Annotated in this window: 15 protein-coding genes; 5 read left to right on the top strand and 10 right to left on the bottom strand. The window is 40.3% G+C overall.

Annotated features, from left to right (window positions below; translation table 11 throughout):
* Positions 1–4: 4 nt before the first annotated feature.
* From BUR11_RS11240 to BUR11_RS11225, 4 genes are all read right to left on the bottom strand, one after another.
* Positions 5–382 (bottom strand): hypothetical protein, encoded by a 378-nt coding sequence (locus tag BUR11_RS11240; protein ID WP_074224905.1) that lies wholly within the window; start codon positions 380–382, stop codon positions 5–7.
* Between the two features lie 64 nt (positions 383–446).
* Positions 447–1,580, bottom strand: a complete 1,134-nt coding sequence (locus BUR11_RS11235; protein ID WP_074224904.1) for a carbon-nitrogen hydrolase family protein — start codon at positions 1,578–1,580, stop codon at positions 447–449.
* A gap of 86 nt (positions 1,581–1,666) precedes the next feature.
* Positions 1,667–4,003 carry a glycoside hydrolase family 95 protein gene (locus tag BUR11_RS11230; RefSeq protein ID WP_074224903.1) on the bottom strand — a complete coding sequence of 779 codons (2,337 nt, stop codon included), beginning with the start codon at positions 4,001–4,003 and terminating at the stop codon, positions 1,667–1,669.
* 87 nt (positions 4,004–4,090) lie between these two features.
* Positions 4,091–4,663, bottom strand: a complete 573-nt coding sequence (locus BUR11_RS11225; RefSeq protein WP_074224902.1) for a TlpA family protein disulfide reductase — start codon at positions 4,661–4,663, stop codon at positions 4,091–4,093.
* A gap of 166 nt (positions 4,664–4,829) precedes the next feature.
* Here BUR11_RS11225 and BUR11_RS11220 point away from each other — a divergent pair, with 166 nt between their 5' ends.
* Entirely contained in the window at positions 4,830–7,073 is a 2,244-nt protein-coding gene (locus BUR11_RS11220; protein ID WP_074224901.1) for a Tex family protein, read from the top strand.
* A gap of 35 nt (positions 7,074–7,108) precedes the next feature.
* Here BUR11_RS11220 and BUR11_RS11215 read toward each other — a convergent pair whose 3' ends face one another.
* Both BUR11_RS11215 and BUR11_RS11210 read right to left on the bottom strand, forming a co-directional pair.
* Positions 7,109–8,095 carry an LLM class flavin-dependent oxidoreductase gene (locus tag BUR11_RS11215; RefSeq protein ID WP_074224900.1) on the bottom strand — a complete coding sequence of 329 codons (987 nt, stop codon included), beginning with the start codon at positions 8,093–8,095 and terminating at the stop codon, positions 7,109–7,111.
* A 172-nt stretch (positions 8,096–8,267) separates the two neighbouring features.
* A complete protein-coding gene (locus tag BUR11_RS11210) occupies positions 8,268–11,045 on the bottom strand; it encodes an outer membrane beta-barrel protein (RefSeq protein ID WP_074224899.1) in 2,778 nt (925 codons plus the stop codon).
* A gap of 306 nt (positions 11,046–11,351) precedes the next feature.
* Between BUR11_RS11210 and BUR11_RS11205 the strand changes: the two genes are divergently transcribed.
* A complete protein-coding gene (locus BUR11_RS11205; protein ID WP_074224898.1) occupies positions 11,352–11,609 on the top strand; it encodes a hypothetical protein in 258 nt (85 codons plus the stop codon).
* The gene (locus tag BUR11_RS11200) at positions 11,606–12,376 is read left to right on the top strand and encodes an XRE family transcriptional regulator (protein WP_074224897.1); all 771 of its coding nucleotides are present in this window, start codon (positions 11,606–11,608) and stop codon (positions 12,374–12,376) included. The genes BUR11_RS11205 and BUR11_RS11200 overlap by 4 nt, the downstream gene beginning before the upstream one ends.
* Here BUR11_RS11200 and BUR11_RS11195 read toward each other — a convergent pair.
* Together BUR11_RS11195 and BUR11_RS11190 are read right to left on the bottom strand one after the other, a co-directional pair.
* Entirely contained in the window at positions 12,366–13,448 is a 1,083-nt protein-coding gene (locus BUR11_RS11195) for a toll/interleukin-1 receptor domain-containing protein (RefSeq protein ID WP_074224896.1), read from the bottom strand. The two genes, BUR11_RS11200 and BUR11_RS11195, sit on opposite strands and share 11 nt — an antisense overlap.
* A 70-nt stretch (positions 13,449–13,518) precedes the next feature.
* Positions 13,519–14,277, bottom strand: coding sequence for a hypothetical protein (locus BUR11_RS11190; RefSeq protein WP_074224895.1), 759 nt, complete (start codon positions 14,275–14,277; stop codon positions 13,519–13,521).
* Positions 14,278–14,350: 73 nt separating this feature from the next.
* On the opposite strand from BUR11_RS11190, the gene BUR11_RS11185 reads away from it, so the two are divergent.
* Positions 14,351–14,962 carry a 2OG-Fe(II) oxygenase gene (locus BUR11_RS11185; RefSeq protein ID WP_074224894.1) on the top strand — a complete coding sequence of 204 codons (612 nt, stop codon included), beginning with the start codon at positions 14,351–14,353 and terminating at the stop codon, positions 14,960–14,962.
* Here BUR11_RS11185 and BUR11_RS11180 read toward each other — a convergent pair.
* Both BUR11_RS11180 and BUR11_RS11175 read right to left on the bottom strand, forming a co-directional pair.
* Positions 14,959–15,378 (bottom strand): DUF2141 domain-containing protein, encoded by a 420-nt coding sequence (locus BUR11_RS11180; RefSeq protein WP_074224893.1) that lies wholly within the window; start codon positions 15,376–15,378, stop codon positions 14,959–14,961. The two genes, BUR11_RS11185 and BUR11_RS11180, sit on opposite strands and share 4 nt — an antisense overlap.
* Entirely contained in the window at positions 15,375–16,445 is a 1,071-nt protein-coding gene (locus tag BUR11_RS11175; RefSeq protein ID WP_074224892.1) for an AMP-binding protein, read from the bottom strand. The genes BUR11_RS11180 and BUR11_RS11175 overlap by 4 nt, the downstream gene beginning before the upstream one ends.
* Before the next feature lie 105 nt (positions 16,446–16,550).
* Between BUR11_RS11175 and BUR11_RS11170 the strand changes: the two genes are divergently transcribed.
* Positions 16,551–17,384: a 1,4-dihydroxy-2-naphthoyl-CoA synthase gene (locus BUR11_RS11170; protein ID WP_074224891.1), complete on the top strand. Its 834-nt coding sequence runs from the start codon at positions 16,551–16,553 to the stop codon at positions 17,382–17,384.
* The last annotated feature ends 55 nt before the right edge of the window (positions 17,385–17,439 follow it).

The raw sequence follows: 17,439 nt of genomic DNA, 5'->3' as shown, positions 1-17,439 counted from the left end.
AGAGTTAAATAAGACCTGCATCAATATATAAAGATACACCTTGTCCAATCATACTTTCTATTTCTTTCCTTAATTCAATTGAAGTTTTTTTGAAATGGAAGCAACTTTTTCCATGTAGACATTTTCGTAATTCTGGTGATATGGAAAGAAAGGCATTGGGGTGTGTATAAATTGGGAAAAAGTAAAGCCTCGCATCCTTTGGTTTTAGCACCACGCTCCCTACATAGTGTCCGTCCACTTTTTGCTTTCCTTGCATGACAGGTTTGGTTCCTCCTACCTCAAATACAGACGGGTTATCTTTGTTTATTTTTAAGGGGGGAACATGTTTTTTAAAGCTGTCTATTAAGAATGCTCTTATTTCCTCCGGTGTGTCCATGGGCATCACTAATCATTAGATTCCAAGCTCAGAATTAACCCAAATAGTGGAAGTCTGAGAGTTCCTGAATTTAATAATTTAGGGACCAAATCCCAGCTTTTTCTGCCGGACTCACTTGTAGGCTGGAATCATTGACTATTGCTAAAGGTTGACCATCCGTTCCCAATTCCCAAAACTCACCTCTTAAGAATACACTTAATCCCACTGATGGGCTGGTATTTTGGAGGTGCCTAGGTAACCCATATTTGTAATACGCTTCCCGGTTTGTCAGTTGACTTGTATCTGATTCATTTACAAATTCTGGACTTGGTCTTCTATGATAGCCTTTCCAAAGCTTCTCCATACTACCATCTCCTAATTGATACGAAGGTACCAAAACTAAGTCTGGAGATTCAGAATCCACTTGTTTAAAAGGTGCAGAGTACCAACTGTCTTCCGAAATAATAACAGAGGCTTTTGAAAATGGAAATTGAAAAGTTTGAACTGATTTTAACTCTGGTTCTGTAATAAACTTCAACTCTTCTGTATTGGGGTAAGTTTCAAAAATTGGGGCACCCAATATTTTTCCATCTGGGCCAAATACAAATGATACATTGTATAATTCTTTTTGATTTTCAACCGACAGCCCTTCATCTGAAACATAAGGGCCTGGGAGGATAATAGAACCTGCAACTATATGTGTTTGGGTTTCTTTGGATAGTTCACTGAATGTATCATAATACACCTGCGCCATTTGTCTGGATTTCATCCGAAGGATCGCAGAAATCGATTTGTCACTTTCATCTCCAGTTTTAATGTAACCCAAGAAGTAATCAAATACATTGCTAAAGATCAGGGTAGATATAGCTTCTTTGAGCGTCTGTTTTTCAGCTAATGCATGTTTCTCACGAATCATAAATAGCCAAGTTCCAATGTATTCTGGAAAAAGGATGACGGTATTTTTTCTTATGAACCCTTTTGCTGATGCGGCTTGGATATATTGCCGGATTTTTAGTTTAAATCGTTCAGGGCTAAAGTAATCTGAAGGAACCATGTAAGGCTGAATCCCGATAATATTTCGCTCTAAAGAATCATTGGGATTGATTTCCTGGATTACAGAGATATAGGGTTCTGGAGGGTCTAAGGGCAAGTTTCTTCCTTCATAAGACCAAATAAGCCAGATAAATATTAGTAGTGTAAGGAAACTGAAGCTTCTTTTAATCATTCACTGATTAGAGGTTTATAAGGGAAGCATCAAACTTAGCAATTTCCCTAGAATTGGGGGGGTAAATCAAGAATTTTCAATTGGAATCAATCCATTTCAAACCCAAATTTTTCACCTTTTTTGAGCATCACCGTAGTTTCAGAACCATTATAGATGATCGTGATGGTTTGATTGATTCCTGAAACTAATGAAAGCATCACGATTTCCCCATTCTCCCAGGTCATATCTACTGTAATATTCCCTCGGGCTTTGATACCTTTTACACTCCCATTTGACCAAGCTTTAGGCAGCGCAGGAAGGAGGCGGATGATACCGCTTTCATGTGATTGAATAAGCATTTCTGCCACTCCTGCAGTATATCCGAAGTTTCCGTCAATTTGGAAAGGGGGATGTCCATCAAAAAGATTGATGTAGAGTGAATTGGTAATTAATTTCTGAATATGTTCATGGGCCATTTCCCCATCCAGTAATCGTGCAGAAAAATTGATCAACCATGCTCTGGACCATCCAGTTCCAGCACCACCATTAGCCAAGCGAAACTCCAGGGTTTTCCTGACTGCATCAAAAGCTTCAGGGGTATCACTTTTTGTAATGGCATTACCAGGGTGAAATGCATAAAGGTGTGACATATGCCTATGCCCTTTTTCTGGTTCTTCATAGGGTTGGTCCCATTCCAGAATTCTTCCATCCTCTCCAATCTGCACTCCCGGTCGAAGCATCGTTAATTGCTCAGCAATTTTATTTCTAAGTCGTGATTCTGAATTCAAAATCGTCGCAGCCTGGAGAAAAGAGGTAAATACATCAGCTATAATTTGCTGATCCATCGCAGCCCCCATGGTAGTGGCAACAGATTGTCCTTTGGAATTAATAAATTGATTTTCCGGAGAAGTGGAAGGAGAGGATACAAGCGTATTTTCCCCTGGATAATCGACCAGCCAATCTGAATAAAATGCCGCCACTTCAGAAATGGCAGGAAATGCCCGGTCAGCTAAAAATCTTAAATCCCTTGTAAATAAATAATGGTCCCAATAATGTCTTGCCATCCAGCCACCGGCTCCGACCCATCCTCCCCAATAAGCAGTGGCGGCCCGCATGAAAGGAACTTGCCATAAATCGGTGGCATGTGGTAAGAAGGTGCCTCGCATGTCAAAATTGGTTTGGGCTACCTTGCTTCCATTGTAAATGGCTCCATCGATGAAGTCAAAAAGTGGCTGGTTTAACTTACTTAGGTTGGTGACATCTGCTGGCCAATAATTCATTTGCAAGTTGATGTTGAGATGGTAATCTGCATTCCAGGGTGCATTGATATGTTGATTCCAGATTCCTTGTAGATTAGCCGGGTTAGAGCCTGGTCTACTAGAAGAAATCAGCAAATACCTCCCATAATCAAAAAGTAATTTTTCCAAATACAGATCAGTAGCTCCTGCTTTTACACGCTCTATTCGAACATCCGTAGGGATTTCATTGATGGAATTGTTGCCCAGGGTTAATTCCATATTGTCAAACCATTCTTGGTAATCCTCTACATGTTGGGCAAGGCTTTGTTCCCAAGACTTGCCTTTGATGACCTCAATAGCTCTTTCTGCAGCAGACTCAAAATTTTTATTATAAAAACTTGTGAAGGTGACCAGTTTCAGGAGCACCTCCTTGGTCCCATTTAGGTCTAAGTAATCCTTTTCTGTTAATATCCTGCCCTCTTCCGATTCCGCCATTAATAAGGTTCTGAATTTCACACCGTCCAAAATTGGGTAGGGTTTGGAATCGATTTGTCCTTTTCGTTGGGTGGCCATTCCAACCATTTCAAGCATATTGGGAGCCAGTGAAGTTGATTCAGCAGTAGGAAAGCCTTCATCCTCAGGCCTGCTTAGTCTGATTTTACCGGTAAAACCTGCCGGATGATCCGTATATAGTCGGATAAGAATGGCGTCATCAGGCATGCTGGCAATAACCTCTTCCATGACATCATATCCTTCACTTTTAAAAGTAGTGGTGGTAGTTGCAGTGGTAAGATCTAGTTTTCTTTGGTAATCGCTGATCTGTTCGAAATTAAAATCAAGCCAAAGGTCTCCCAAAGTTTGGTGAGATCTGGTAATTCCTTTTCTGGAAAATGCTGCTACCCACAAAGAATCCGCCTTATTATTGTCACCCTCCAACAAATAGGCTCTTACTTGATCCAGGTCCTTCCTTCTTCCCTCAGCCAATCCCCAGTCATCCCGGGACCCTGGCCACATGGAATCTTCATTGAGTTGGATTCTTTCCATGGAGGGCTTTCCAAATACCATGGCCCCAAGACGACCGTTGCCCACAGGTAGTGCTTCTTCCCATACCTCAGCTGGTTGGGTATACCAAAGAATTGATTTTTGGGAAAAACTTAGGGTGTAAAAACAAAAAAATGCGGCAATAAGGGTAACTAGGCGTTTCATATATTTTGGGTTTGGATTTAAGATTACAAAAAACCCATTCTCCCGCCAATAGAATTTGATTAAAAATCAATCATCCGGAAGGAAATTTTACTGTGAAACTAGAAACTCTTTAAATTCCGGGGTGTTAAAATTGCTCATCCCTTGTTGGTAAAAAATAATTTTTCCTTCTGGGTTGACCACTAAGGTAGTTGGAATCGCCTCACTCTGTAAACTAGGGTTTAGGCCAAAACTAGCATGAGCTGATGGAAAGCTCCAAGATTTACTTTCAATAAGTTTCCTACTTTTCTCAATATCATTGTCCACTCCAATCATCAAAAACTCAAGATTTGGCTCATTTTTTACTGACTTATAGAGCTCGGAAATATGAGGCATTTCAGCACGACATGGTCCACACCAAGAAGCCCAAAGATTGATGAATAGCGTTTTTCCTTTATAATCCTCCAGATTGATTCTCTTGCCTTCAAAATCCATGAATTGACCTCGGTAATCAAATGTTTCCTCGGTAAGGTCAGGGACTTCAATATTCGGTTTGATTAACCCAGTAGATAGAAGTACCGATTGAAGTCCTCCAATGATTACAGGGAGCAATCCAGTAAAATAGAGAAAGGCAACGATTGCACCCATCACAGCCCAGCTTTTTATTTCTTTTTTCCAATCCATTGCTTAGGGAATACGAGATTTGAAATGAGTAGTTTGGTTAATTTTAATATTCAAAATTACTTCCACATTTCCAGTCGTTTAGTGACAATGGATACAAATCTTTCTTTTTGTCTCAAAAAGGCGGCTTAACTTGTGGCTTGAAATTAGGACTGACATACTATTTTATATGAATTACGAGATTAAAATTGCCGCTGAACTCAATATCAGACCAGAACAGGTCAAAGCCACCATTGGCTTGCTGGATGAAGGTGGTACGGTGCCCTTTATTTCCCGATACAGAAAAGAGGCAACTGGAACCCTTGATGAAGTCCAGGTAGCTGGAATCCGAGATAGGGTATTACAATTGAGGGAATTGGATAAGAGGAAAGAGGCAGTGTTGAAATCCATTGAGGAGCAAGGGAAATTGACGCCGGAATTAAAGTCTAAAGTTCAGGAGGCCGAAACCATGGCCAAGCTGGAAGATATTTACCTTCCTTACAAACCCAAAAGAAGGACCAAAGCAACGATTGCCAAGGAAAAGGGACTGGAACCATTGGCTGAATTGATTTTTTCTCAGGAATCTATCCCACTCGAATCTGAAGCAGAGAAGTTTGTGGACCAAGAAAAGGAAGTTTCAAATGTAGAAGAGGCCTTGCAAGGAGCCAGAGATATCATGGCTGAATGGATCAATGAACATGCTGAGTTGAGACAAAAGATGCGAAAGCTTTTCTTGGAACAAGGTGTGTTTTCTTCAAAAGTGATCCCTGGAAAAGAGCAGGAAGCCATCAAGTATAAAGATTACTTCGATTGGTCTGAACCCATACATTCGGCTCCTTCCCATCGTGTGTTAGCGATGAGAAGAGGAGAAAAGGAGTTATTCCTGATGTTGGATGCCGTTCCTGAAGAGGCATTGGCCCTAGCCCAAATGGAAAAGATGATTTTGGCCGATGAGGCCAATACTTCCGTGGACCAGGTGAAACTGGCTATAAAAGATTGTTATAAAAGACTGTTGAAGCCAAGTATGGAAACTGAAATCCGACTTTTGACCAAGAAAAAAGCGGATGAGGAAGCCATCAAAGTATTTACAGAGAACCTGAAGCAACTATTATTGGGGGCACCTCTTGGCCAAAAGTCAGTCATGGCTATAGATCCTGGATTCAGAACGGGTTGTAAATTGGTCTGCCTTGGACCCCAAGGACAATTTTTGCATTATGAGGCCATTTATCCGCATGAACCACAACGCAGAACTGCAGAAGCAGGAATGAGTATCAAGGGTTTGGTGGAAAAGTATTCCATTCAGGCCATTGCCATCGGAAATGGAACTGCTGGAAGGGAAACAGAAACCTTCGTAAAAAGCTTGGGGCTACCAAAATCAGTGATTGTTACCATGGTCAATGAAGCTGGAGCTTCTATCTATTCTGCATCAGATGTAGCTAGAGAAGAATTTCCGGATTTGGATTTGACAGTAAGAGGAGCAGTTTCTATAGGTAGGAGGTTGATGGATCCATTGGCAGAATTGGTGAAAATAGATCCAAAATCCATTGGTGTTGGACAATACCAACATGATGTAGATCAGAATGCCCTCAAACATGCGTTGGATGATACCGTGATGTCGGCAGTAAATGGAGTGGGAGTGGAGGTGAATACAGCTTCCAAACAATTGTTGACCTATGTCTCTGGTTTAGGACCTGTATTGGCCCAAAATATCATTGAATTCAGAAATGAGAATGGTCCGTTTAAGAGCCGGTCTCAATTGAAAAAAGTGCCAAGGTTAGGGGATAAAGCGTATGAGCAAGCCGCTGGATTCCTTCGAATTTCAGAAGCGAAACATCCCTTGGATAGATCCGCAGTTCACCCGGAACGATATGATTTGGTAGAAAAAATGGCTCAAGATGTCAATGCCTCAGTCTCAGACTTAATGAGTTCGGAAGAATTACGTTCCAAAATTATCTTGAAAAACTACGTGTCTGAGACGGTTGGGTTACCTACTCTTCAAGATATCTTGGATGAATTGGCAAAACCTGGAAGAGATCCTAGAGAGACCTTTGAAGTCTTTGCCTTTGAGGAATCAGTAAATAGTATTGGAGATTTGAAGACTGGGATGAAATTACCAGGTGTGGTGACCAATATAACGGCATTCGGAGCTTTTGTGGATGTAGGAGTTCATCAGGATGGGTTGGTTCACCTAAGTCATCTGGCAGATCGATTTGTGAAAGATCCCAATGAAATCGTAACAGTAAATCAGAAGGTCATGGTGACCGTGATGGAGGTGGATATTCCGAGAAAAAGAATTGGGCTGAGCATGAAATCAGATCCTTTCGCAGAAAGAGGAAAAAAAATGGAGAAAACCCAGCACAAACCCAAAAGGAAAGAGGAGGAAGGGACCATGGCAGAAAAATTGGCCATGTTGAAAAAGCAGTTTGGTAAGTAAACAAATCCCCGGGAATAGGCTCGGGGATTTGTTTTTCAATTCAATATTTCAGCGGCGATTTCAAGCGATCTATGTCTTTTTTCGGGATCGTAAATATTGCAACTGATCATTAATTCATCAGCTTGGACTTGATCGAAAAAGTTTTCGAACTGAGGCTTTAGACTTTCTTTTGTTCCAATGAAGGTACATGCCATCATATTTTGAATGGCAGCAGCTTCAGGTTCAGTCCAGATTCCTTCCATGCTTTTTACGGGTTTCTTAAGAGGGTAAGAAGTGCCTCTGATGACACCGAGGGCAGTTTGGAAAAAGGAAGTAGCCAAGTAATGTGCCTCGGCTTCAGAATCCGCAGCAATGACATTTACGCAAGAGATGAAATAGGGCGTTTTTTGTTGTTCTGAAGGCTGGAAATTCTCCCGATAGTAGCGAGAAGCCTGAATCAAATAGCCAGGTGCAAAATGACTGGCAAAAGCATAGGGCAATCCTTTTTTGGAAGCTAAAACTGCAGAACTCATACTGGAACCCAATAAATACAAGGGTACATTCAGGCCTTCTGCCGGAAATGCCCTGACTTTTGAGTCAAGATTATCTTCTGAAAAATACTGCTGAAGATCATCCAGATCATTGGGGAATTCTTGTACTGATTCGTGACGTCCTCTTCTTAGTGCTGTGGCAGTCGTTTGATCAGTGCCAGGTGCTCTGCCTAACCCTAAATCAATCCTATTGGGGAACAAAGTGGCCAAGGTTCCAAATTGTTCAGCGATAATCAGAGGACTGTGATTCGGAAGCATGATTCCCCCAGACCCAAGACGGATTTTTTTTGTGCCTTGAGCCAAATGTCCTATTAAAATCTGAGGAGCGGAACTACCAACATAGGCCATGTTATGATGCTCGGCTAACCACATACGGGTATAACCTAACTCTTCGGCTTGTTGTGCCAAAGCCAAACTTCTGGAATAGGCATCTGAGGCGTCAAATCCTTCTCGAATAATAGAAAGGTCAAGTAAAGAATAAGGTACTGTCATTTGAGTATTTCAATTGGTACTGGCCTGACTGATCATCAGACCTGTTATCTAATTGAAATGATCCCCGAAAAGTTTCTTTACCCATAAATTAATGTTGATTTCCGGTTGATTTTTATTAGGGTTTAGGAATTCAGGATAAAAAAAAGGCTCAACTTATTTGAGCCCATTGGTATTAGATGGTGTCTTGGTCCCTACGGCGGTCCCCACCACTATTCATCATATCGTTGTAATCATTCATGTCCATCCCTTTGCTAAATCTTCGGATATTAAATGAGAAAGTAAGCATGAAGTATCTTTGGAGTACATTATTCTGAACATCTTCAATGTATACGTCCGTTACGTTTCTTCTCACACTGGTATTTTGACCAAGCATGTCATATACATTCAGTGAAATTTCTCCTCTTTGATTATTGAATACTTTTTTTCCTATACTCATATTCATGAGTAAAAAGTTATTGTCAAAGCCTTCAGAAAGTCCAGAATTGATTTGATGGTTCAGATCCATTCGATAGACAAAACCCTCCCAAATGATCCAACTGAAATTCAATCTGGTTCGCTGGTTGAAGTATTTGTTGTTCAAATTGGAGTTCAAGGTATTTTCGACATTGTTGAAAGACATCCTGGTAGAAATATTGAAGTCCACTTGATCACTGATATTACTGCTCAAAGAGATACCAGTACTCAGCCTGGTAGAGTTATTGAAACTCAATACATCATTGACTTGACCAGGTCTCTTGTTATAGCTAAAGCCACCATTGATATTCAAATTAGACTTGATAAATCCTACAGGCATCCCATAACTAACCCAAGATCTGAAGTCCTGAAAACCATCCAGGTTCACAGGTCTAAATAATTGAGATCCTTTTTCCAAGATGATTCCCCCTGGAAGTTCTGTGGTTTCATCTGCGATATAGGAACTATTGGCAATGGAGTTTTCCACTAATCTTGATTGTGCAAAAACAAACCAGGATTTATCGGTATCCGGATTTCTGCTCCTAAACCTTAATCGAATTCGATTGGAATAAGATTGATCCAAATTAGGGTTTCCCGTTCTCAATTGAAGTGGGTTGGAATTATCGATTACACCTTGCAGTTGTTGAACGGAAGGGGCATCGGTGTTGGTATCATAGTCCAACTCCATGTTGGTATTGTCCGAGAATTTGTAATCAAATCGAACGGTCGGCAAGAAGCTTTCAAATGTTCTCTGTAAGTCAAATGGGGCAGGGAAAAATTGATCGTTTTGCAGTTTTGCATGTTGATATTCTCCCTCTATTTGTATTTGAACTTTTTCTTTTCTGAATTGATATCCAAGTTCTGTTTCTTGCCTGACGTATTTACTTTCAAAACTATTACTCAAAGCGGTATCCAATTCGAGATCCAAGCCAGATAGATCTTCATTTAGGATGTCAAACGTAAGTTGATCAGAATCATCAGCACGGTTTCCGATTTCATATTCAATTTCCATCATCCCATGCTTTCCAATAGGTTCAGTATAAGATATTCCCGTTTGCCAATTCGTACCGGTCCTGTCCCTAGAAATTTGTTGGTTGATGATTTCTGTTCTTTCCGTAGGTTGGAAATAAAGGTTTTCTGCCCTTCTAAAAGCCAGGTCCTCATTCCAATGGTATCCTGCATTTGCCCTTAAGGTAAGTGACCTGCCTTCCTTATCGAATTTATGACCATAATATAATCGATTGTCTATATCGAAGTCATCATTGTCAGCTGTTCGGACGTTTTCAGTCTGATTAAGCGGACCGTCTATATTGACTGATTCTCCTAAGAAATAGGAATTTTCCCGATCATTGGCAGCAGAAAATCTTGGACGATAAACAATTCTGTTTTTTTCGTCAATATTGTATTCCAACCGCATGTCAAAACGATGTTCCTGATTGGTTCTGGTATTTCGGCTGTTTTCAGTATAGGTTTGACCATCATTAGCATCAGTGACATATTCTCTAAAAAGAGAAGAAATTCCATTGTTTTCCCTATTTCTATAGAGATAACTTCCGCTAACCTTTATTTTTTCACCCCATAGATCTGAGTAATTAACCCCAAGAATATTGGTTTTTATAATTCCGTTCTGCGGTCTATTATTTCCTTGCGCATTGGGATCAGAGGAGAAATTCTGGACGTTGATGTTATTGCTTAGACCTGTAAAAGTAATTCGTTGGTCCTCATTGAAGGCATTGATACTAGCTCCTAGCAAGTAGCGATCGTCTGTGCCATACCCAGCCGATACTTTTCCGAACTGGCCTTTTCTTCTATTGGGTTTTGTAACTATGTTGATGGTTTTTAAGCGTTCCCCATCATCAAAACCGCTGAGTTGGGCCTTTTCACTTTTTTGGTCAAAAATTTCTATTCCTTGGATTACTTCTGCAGGTAAATTTTGGAGAGCAGTCTGAACATCTCCCCCAAAGAAAGGTTTGCCATCCACTAAAATCTGTGCAATGGATTCTCCCTGAGCTTGCAAGGCCCCATCAATCATGGCTACTCCAGGTAATTTTTCCACTAAAGATTGCGCACTTGCATCTTTCATGGTTTTAAATGCATCGGCATTGTACAAGGTAGTATCACTTTTTTGCTTGCCCGTAGATCTTCTTGCAGTGATCGTTACTTCTCCTAGTTCGGTGGCAGTCTCCCGTAGTAAAAGATTACCCAATTCAAGATCCTTGGAGACCTGAATGGTTCTAAATAAATCTTGATAACCTAAATATTGCACTTTGAGGAGGTATTCTCCTTCCTTAATTTCTTCAATGTCAAAATTTCCATCCAAGTCAGAAATCATTCCATCTACTTGAGTAGAATCCGAAAATGTTAAAAGGAGGATTGTGGCATTGGGGATACTTTGTTCGGAGTCAGCATCGATGATTTTACCTTTCACCGAATAGGTTTGTGCAAAGGCGCAGAAACTAGCTCCAATAAAAAAAAATAGAGTTAAATAAAATTTCATGTAGTTGGTTTTGGAATTCTTGCTTTATATAAAATAACAAGCGTTGGTTTAATAGGTTTAGATTCACTTCAAAGAACGCCCATATATAGAGAAATAGATAGGTATTATTCTCTAAGCGGTCAAATGAGTTATTAAGCAGTCATTTTGGAAAGGAGGTTTGAGAGGAAGTGGTCGGTATTATCGTCTGATAATGAAATAATTGTATAGAATTGACAGTTTTTGTCAGATTTAAATGTTGATTTTTTGATCATTTGAATGTTTATAAAAGTAACATTTGTAAATTAGCTACTGTTAAATCACAGTGTTATGGAAAATCAGGATAAAATCAGCATTACTTCAAAAACCTTGGCATCAGGAAACCGTCAAGTGAAATTTTTTATTGAGGATAAGGAAAAACCTCAGTATGGTTATTTATTGATGACGGAGCCAAAATCGGTGGGAGAAATAATTGAGGAAATAAAAATGCGTATGGAGAGAAGAAGATCAGCCGCATTAAATATGAACCCATTTTTTCCTTTGCAGCCTACGCAGGATGATCACAATTTTTATTTATTCTCAGCATGAGTTTCCTTTCTTCTAATCTTAAATTATTGCGTAAACAAAAGGGGATTACGCAGAATGAGCTGGCAGAAAAATTAGCGGTACAGCGGACCATGATTTCTGCTTATGAAGATGGGAGGTCTGAGCCAAAACTTCAAACTTTGAAGTTACTCAGTGAAATTTTGGATGTGGGGTTGGAAGAATTGTTGGATCATGATATTGAAACAAAAGGAAGGAAAGCGATTCAAAAGAGGGGGATTAATATCTTGACCATTGCGACCAATGATGAAAAAGAGAATATTACCATGGTGCCACAAAAGGCTTCTGCGGGCTATCTCAATGGGTATTCGGATCCGGAATATATGGAAAGCTTACCCCAGTTTAACCTTCCCAATCTTTCCCAAAACGCTACCTACCGTGCATTTGAACTGGCAGGAGATAGCATGCTTCCTTTGATTCCTGGTACCATTGTAATCGGATCTTATGTAGATCAGCTCAAAGACATTAAGAGTGGAAAGACCTATGTTTTGGTTACCGCCACGGAAGGGGTGGTCTATAAGCGAGTGTTTAATTATTTAAATGAGAACGGGAAGCTTTTTTTAGTGTCAGATAATGATCATTACAAACCCTTTGAGATTCGGGCAGAAGATGTGTTAGAAGCATGGGAGTCAAAAGCCTTTATCAGTACAGATTTTCCCAATCCTGGCGATAAAAAGAAGCCTATTACCTTAGAAGATCTAGGTGAGATGATTCAGGACATCCAAGCAGATTTAAGGAAGATCAAGGGTTGATCCGTTGCATAGAAACATTAGTGGTTGTTCCCAGTGTAGGGAAGGATATGGTGCCTACCCAACTTCCTCCTGCATTGGAGGTGTTAAGTATTAACTTACCACTGATCTGTACTAAGGAATTATAATAATCTGCCGTTAATTGGGTACCTGAAATGCTGCCATTTCCTTCCCCAACTTCCACATCGTATATGTTGTATTCCAAAAACTCAACAGAATCATCATATTGGTTAAAGACTAGGGTGCTTGTATTTCCCTGAGGATCGGATAAAAGCCAGTACCCCGTAATTTCATCTACAAAGACTTCCTCAGTAGAAGTAGTATTGCTGGGTTCCTGAAAAGAATTGTCTTGAGTAGTCGTGGGATTTTCTTCTGGGAGTTGGGCTGGAGGGGAATCTTTCTCTGTAGGTTGGCTAAGTCCATTAGTCCATTCAGTATTCTCTTCAAAATCATCGTAAATAGCATCTTCTTCCGGCAAACTCAATAACTGAATCAAAACGATGAGCCCTACTAATCCACCAAGTAACCAAAGGTAATTTTTAGCAAACCAACTTTTCTGTTTTGCTGAATTAGGGGGGATAGGAGTAGGTTTGACCGGTTGAGGTTTGGGTTCGATGATTTTGCTCAGAGCAGCCACCAGTTGATCGCAATCATATTTCCACCGGGAACTGCTAATTTCCTGTGCATGTCGCCGGGTTAGGCCTTGGAGGTCTTCAGGTAATTGATCAGCTGTGGGCATCACGGCTCCATTGACCAGGACTGGAATCACTCTAATGTCCCTTTTTAAGGCAGCAGAGATCTCTATTCTAATAAAATCTCCCTCATTAAAGATCCGTTGGTTTCCTTCAGCATCTTGAATGTTGAGCCAATGAGGTCCAATCATCGCTATCAGTACTTTGCAAGAATTTAGCGCTTTTTCTATGGCTTGAATGAAATCTAAACCAGCTTCTAGGGTTTCTACATCTAAAAAAACACTTTCTTCCCCATAGATTTCTTGCAAATGATCTACTAATCTTCCTGCTTCTCCAGAAGCATCCTGACGGCGATAGCTTACGAAAATTTTATTGTCAGCCATAAAAAAAGTCCCTGATTGTCAGGGACTAATTTAATAAAAAATAGGATGTAAGGAAGAGTTGTTTGAATTGTTATTCTTCCAATAAATCACTAAATATTTCTTTGATTTTGCTTACGACATCATTTGAAGGGTCAATGTTAACCACGCCCTTTCCTAATTCATGCCATAAACCATCCCCGCATTCAATGTAGGCTCCACGTTTATTGCCCGGATTTTCTTTGGCTATTTCATAGTTGTAATCTGGCGTGAAGATCAATTTCATCAACTGCACAGTATACTCCCAATTGATGTTTCGCTCCTCGTCTCCTTCCACAAATATTACTTCCCTGTCTGAAAATCGGATGGTGATCGAACAATCTTGAATTTTATCTGAAGTAACCTGTCGATAATGAATAGTCAGAGGAGCCTCTTTCTTGGTAGTTTCATAGATAGCCTGGATGATATCCTGGCCAAAGACCATCCAATCATCTTGATCTGCAGGGATTTTTACTTTTCCTTGAACACCGGATTCTGTAAGTTTTAGAATAATTCCCCCCTCTTCCAGGCTTTTTCCTGACCACTTGGTTTCCGCAAGTTTGTTTTGAATTGCCTTGATCCAGGTTTTGTTCAGTGGGCCTTCATAGGAAAAGTCATCTTGTAAAGTGAAACCTTCATCGAAGATTTCTGCCTCACTGATTTCATCTCGGTCAGTATAATGTAGATCTAATTTGCAGCTCAATTCACCTTTGCTCCAGTCAAGAGAAATCCTATAAACATGACTATATGGGGGTGGGATTATTCCGGAATCAAACTCAATTTCCAATCCTGTAAGTTCTTCTTGTTTGGGCATGATAAAATTTGCTTTGCGCAAAAGTAATTTTTTTCGATGAAATAGAAGTTATTTGCAAGGTTAAACACAACATATGGAATCAATATCAGAGCGTATCGCCTCCGAGATTTATGATAAATCTTATGCGATAATTGATGATTTTATCAGTGAAGAACTTAGGGTATCTCTATTAAAGGAACAGTCAGAGCTGTTGGAAGCAGGGAAATTTAGGATTGCTGCAGTTGGAAAGGGCGAAAAAAAGCAAGTCAGAACAGAGATCAGAAATGACCAGGTCTTGTGGATTGACTCGGATAACTTGAACAAATTTGAGCGGCAATACTGGTCTAAGGTGGAAGAAATCAGAAAGGCGATTAACCAACGCTGTTACCTGGGCTTGAAGTCGTTTGAGGCACATTTTGCCAGATATCCCATTGGATCTTTTTATGTCAGACATATGGATCAATTTCAACAAGTTCTCTATCGTTTGGTGACCGTAATCATTTATTTGAATGATTCATGGGAGGAAGAAGATGAAGGGACGTTGAGAATGTACCTACCCCAAGAGGATGGTTCTGAGAAGATCTTAGATGTACTACCTAAAGGAGGAAGATTGGTAGTTTTTATGAGCGGAGAGATTCCTCATGAAGTAATGCCCACTAAAAAAGAGCGAATCAGTATTACGGGTTGGCTACGGGATATTGATTAACGTAATTTTATTTTGACTGTCACTGGTTTGTCTTTGACTTTAAAAGATGCTTTACTAAAACTTGGAGGGCCAAATAATAGAGATGGATTATTTGAGAAGCCAAATTTATCCAAAGGGTATCCAATTTGGTTTTTCTTCATCTCTCCATCCATATCCTGGTCGTGAAAAACAGAAAATGCGTATTCTCCAGGATCAATATCTTTTAAAACAATTTCGGCCTTTTTGTTCACCACAGGAAGGCTTAACTTTTTTATAGCCTTGTTTATATCTGAAGGGAAACCATCTTTATTGTTGAATAAAAGTACCTGAACCACTCCTTCATTGACTTCCGTTTCTTCTATGATTAAATGGATTTCTCCATTTGAAGGTGAAATGAAAGAGGAAAAAGAAATGAATAGCGCAACTAGCAAGTTCATGTGATAGTTTGAATGGTCTTTAGTCTATTAATCTTACCTGTCCTTGTACGTTTAAACTCAGGGATTAGCTGTATTTCTTTGGGAATTTCATATTTATGAAGGATTTCCTTTAATACTCCTCGCAAACTTTCTGCCTTTTCAGTCTCAGGTTCCAACGATTCAATGGCTAAAATCAGTTTTTGGCCCAACTTCTCGTCCGGGACCCCATAAAAGAAATAGGAGTGATTGGGGAAAAAAGGTTGGATACTACTTTCAATTTTAGATTCTAAAATTTCTGGATGGAGTTTGATCCCTCCGGTATTGATCACGAAATCAGCTCTTCCTAACCAAGAAAATCGCTTGCCTTCATGGAATTCCACCAAATCGTTGGTTTGAATGGTTTGGTAGTTACTCATCGCGGATTTTATCCAAAGTGCTCCTCTAGAATCCTGTCCTAGTTCCACTTCTGGAAGGGGCTTATACATCAGCTCCCCTTCTTCAAATGCTGCGATGGCGATATGAGAAACAGTTTCTGTCATCCCATAGGTCTGGTATGCATTTAAACCCTCCTTCAAGATGGAGGACTTGAGCTTTTTTGAAACAGGGGCACCTCCTATAATTAGATATTCTAAAGACTTTAATTCCTCCAGATTTGTGGATAAACTTTCTTCCACTTGCAAAGGAACCATGGCCACAAATTTTGGCGAAAAGTGGGTAGGAAGGTCGGAAAGCGGTCTTGAACTTGGCTCAATGACCAGGATGGGGCAATTCCAAACCATGGCACGGACCAGCATCATTTTACCAGCGATGTATTGGGTATTCATACAACAAAGCATTTCTGACCCGGCAGTGATGCCAAAAAAAGATTGCGTAGCCAAAGCACTTGCCGTCATTTGAGAACGTAGGACCTGGATAGGTTTGGGAGTGCCTGTAGATCCTGAAGTTTGCAATTCAAAAGATTCTTGGCCCGCCAACCATGCTTTGCAAAATATGAAGGCAGGGATGGCAAAATCCGGTAAACCAGAAGGTGTATGTATGAAATCTTCTTGGGAAGAATACCTATTTGTTCCAATTATCAATTCAAACATGGAGATGCAGGTCTTTGATTGATGAAAGTAGAGCAGCAAACTAACAACATTTTTCCGCGAAGCCTGTTATCTTGCAGCGAAAATTCAGCTTAAAATTTGAACATCATGGAGTGGATTACTGCAAAAAAATACGAAGATATCACCTATAAAAAGTGCAATGGCGTAGCACGAATTGCTTTTAACAGACCTGAGGTAAGAAATGCTTTTCGTCCAAAAACAACCTCCGAGCTTTACGACGCATTTTATGATGCGCAAGAAGACACCTCCATAGGAGTAGTATTATTGAGTGGGGAAGGACCTTCTCCCAAAGATGGGGGCTGGGCTTTTTGTTCAGGAGGTGATCAGAAGGCAAGAGGAAATCAAGGGTATGTAGGAGAAGATGGATACCATCGACTGAATATATTGGAGGTCCAGAGACTGATCCGATTTATGCCAAAAGTAGTCATTGCAGTAGTTCCGGGATGGGCTGTAGGTGGTGGTCATAGTTTGCATGTGGTTTGCGATTTGACCTTAGCTAGTAAAGAGCATGCTATTTTCAAGCAGACTGATGCAGATGTAACCAGTTTTGACGGAGGGTACGGATCTGCCTACTTGGCTAAAATGGTAGGTCAAAAGAAAGCGAGAGAAATCTTCTTCTTGGGAAGAAACTACTCCGCACAGGAAGCTTTTGAAATGGGAATGGTCAATGCCGTGATTCCTCATGAAGAGTTGGAAGCTACAGCCTATGAGTGGGCCCAAGAAATATTGGAAAAATCTCCTACTTCCATCAAAATGCTAAAATTCGCCATGAATTTGACAGATGATGGGATGGTTGGCCAACAGGTGTTTGCCGGAGAAGCCACTCGATTGGCATATGGTACAGAAGAAGCGAAAGAAGGTAGAAATGCGTTTTTGGAAAAGAGAAAGCCTAATTTCGGTTCCAACAAATGGATTCCTTAAGCCAAGAGAAAAGTTTTTGACCATACAAAATAGCCTCAAAACAAGAGTGGAATCC

The organism is Algoriphagus halophilus (assembly GCF_900129785.1).
In the GTDB taxonomy this organism is placed as follows: domain Bacteria; phylum Bacteroidota; class Bacteroidia; order Cytophagales; family Cyclobacteriaceae; genus Algoriphagus; species Algoriphagus halophilus.
Note: the sequence above shows the minus strand (reverse complement) of the source record. Positions and strands in the feature narration are given on the sequence as shown.

What these genes read in the sequence shown, in the direction of transcription:
- BUR11_RS11240 (WP_074224905.1), bottom strand. Translation starts at nt 382, where the DNA reads ATGCCCATGGACACACCGGAGGAAATAAGAGCATTCTTAATAGACAGC.
- BUR11_RS11235 (WP_074224904.1), bottom strand. Translation starts at nt 1,580, where the DNA reads ATGATTAAAAGAAGCTTCAGTTTCCTTACACTACTAATATTTATCTGG.
- BUR11_RS11230 (WP_074224903.1), bottom strand. Translation starts at nt 4,003, where the DNA reads ATGAAACGCCTAGTTACCCTTATTGCCGCATTTTTTTGTTTTTACACC.
- BUR11_RS11225 (WP_074224902.1), bottom strand. Translation starts at nt 4,663, where the DNA reads ATGGATTGGAAAAAAGAAATAAAAAGCTGGGCTGTGATGGGTGCAATC.
- BUR11_RS11220 (WP_074224901.1), top strand. Translation starts at nt 4,830, where the DNA reads ATGAATTACGAGATTAAAATTGCCGCTGAACTCAATATCAGACCAGAA.
- BUR11_RS11215 (WP_074224900.1), bottom strand. Translation starts at nt 8,095, where the DNA reads ATGACAGTACCTTATTCTTTACTTGACCTTTCTATTATTCGAGAAGGA.
- BUR11_RS11210 (WP_074224899.1), bottom strand. Translation starts at nt 11,045, where the DNA reads ATGAAATTTTATTTAACTCTATTTTTTTTTATTGGAGCTAGTTTCTGC.
- BUR11_RS11205 (WP_074224898.1), top strand. Translation starts at nt 11,352, where the DNA reads ATGGAAAATCAGGATAAAATCAGCATTACTTCAAAAACCTTGGCATCA.
- BUR11_RS11200 (WP_074224897.1), top strand. Translation starts at nt 11,606, where the DNA reads ATGAGTTTCCTTTCTTCTAATCTTAAATTATTGCGTAAACAAAAGGGG.
- BUR11_RS11195 (WP_074224896.1), bottom strand. Translation starts at nt 13,448, where the DNA reads ATGGCTGACAATAAAATTTTCGTAAGCTATCGCCGTCAGGATGCTTCT.
- BUR11_RS11190 (WP_074224895.1), bottom strand. Translation starts at nt 14,277, where the DNA reads ATGCCCAAACAAGAAGAACTTACAGGATTGGAAATTGAGTTTGATTCC.
- BUR11_RS11185 (WP_074224894.1), top strand. Translation starts at nt 14,351, where the DNA reads ATGGAATCAATATCAGAGCGTATCGCCTCCGAGATTTATGATAAATCT.
- BUR11_RS11180 (WP_074224893.1), bottom strand. Translation starts at nt 15,378, where the DNA reads ATGAACTTGCTAGTTGCGCTATTCATTTCTTTTTCCTCTTTCATTTCA.
- BUR11_RS11175 (WP_074224892.1), bottom strand. Translation starts at nt 16,445, where the DNA reads ATGTTTGAATTGATAATTGGAACAAATAGGTATTCTTCCCAAGAAGAT.
- BUR11_RS11170 (WP_074224891.1), top strand. Translation starts at nt 16,551, where the DNA reads ATGGAGTGGATTACTGCAAAAAAATACGAAGATATCACCTATAAAAAG.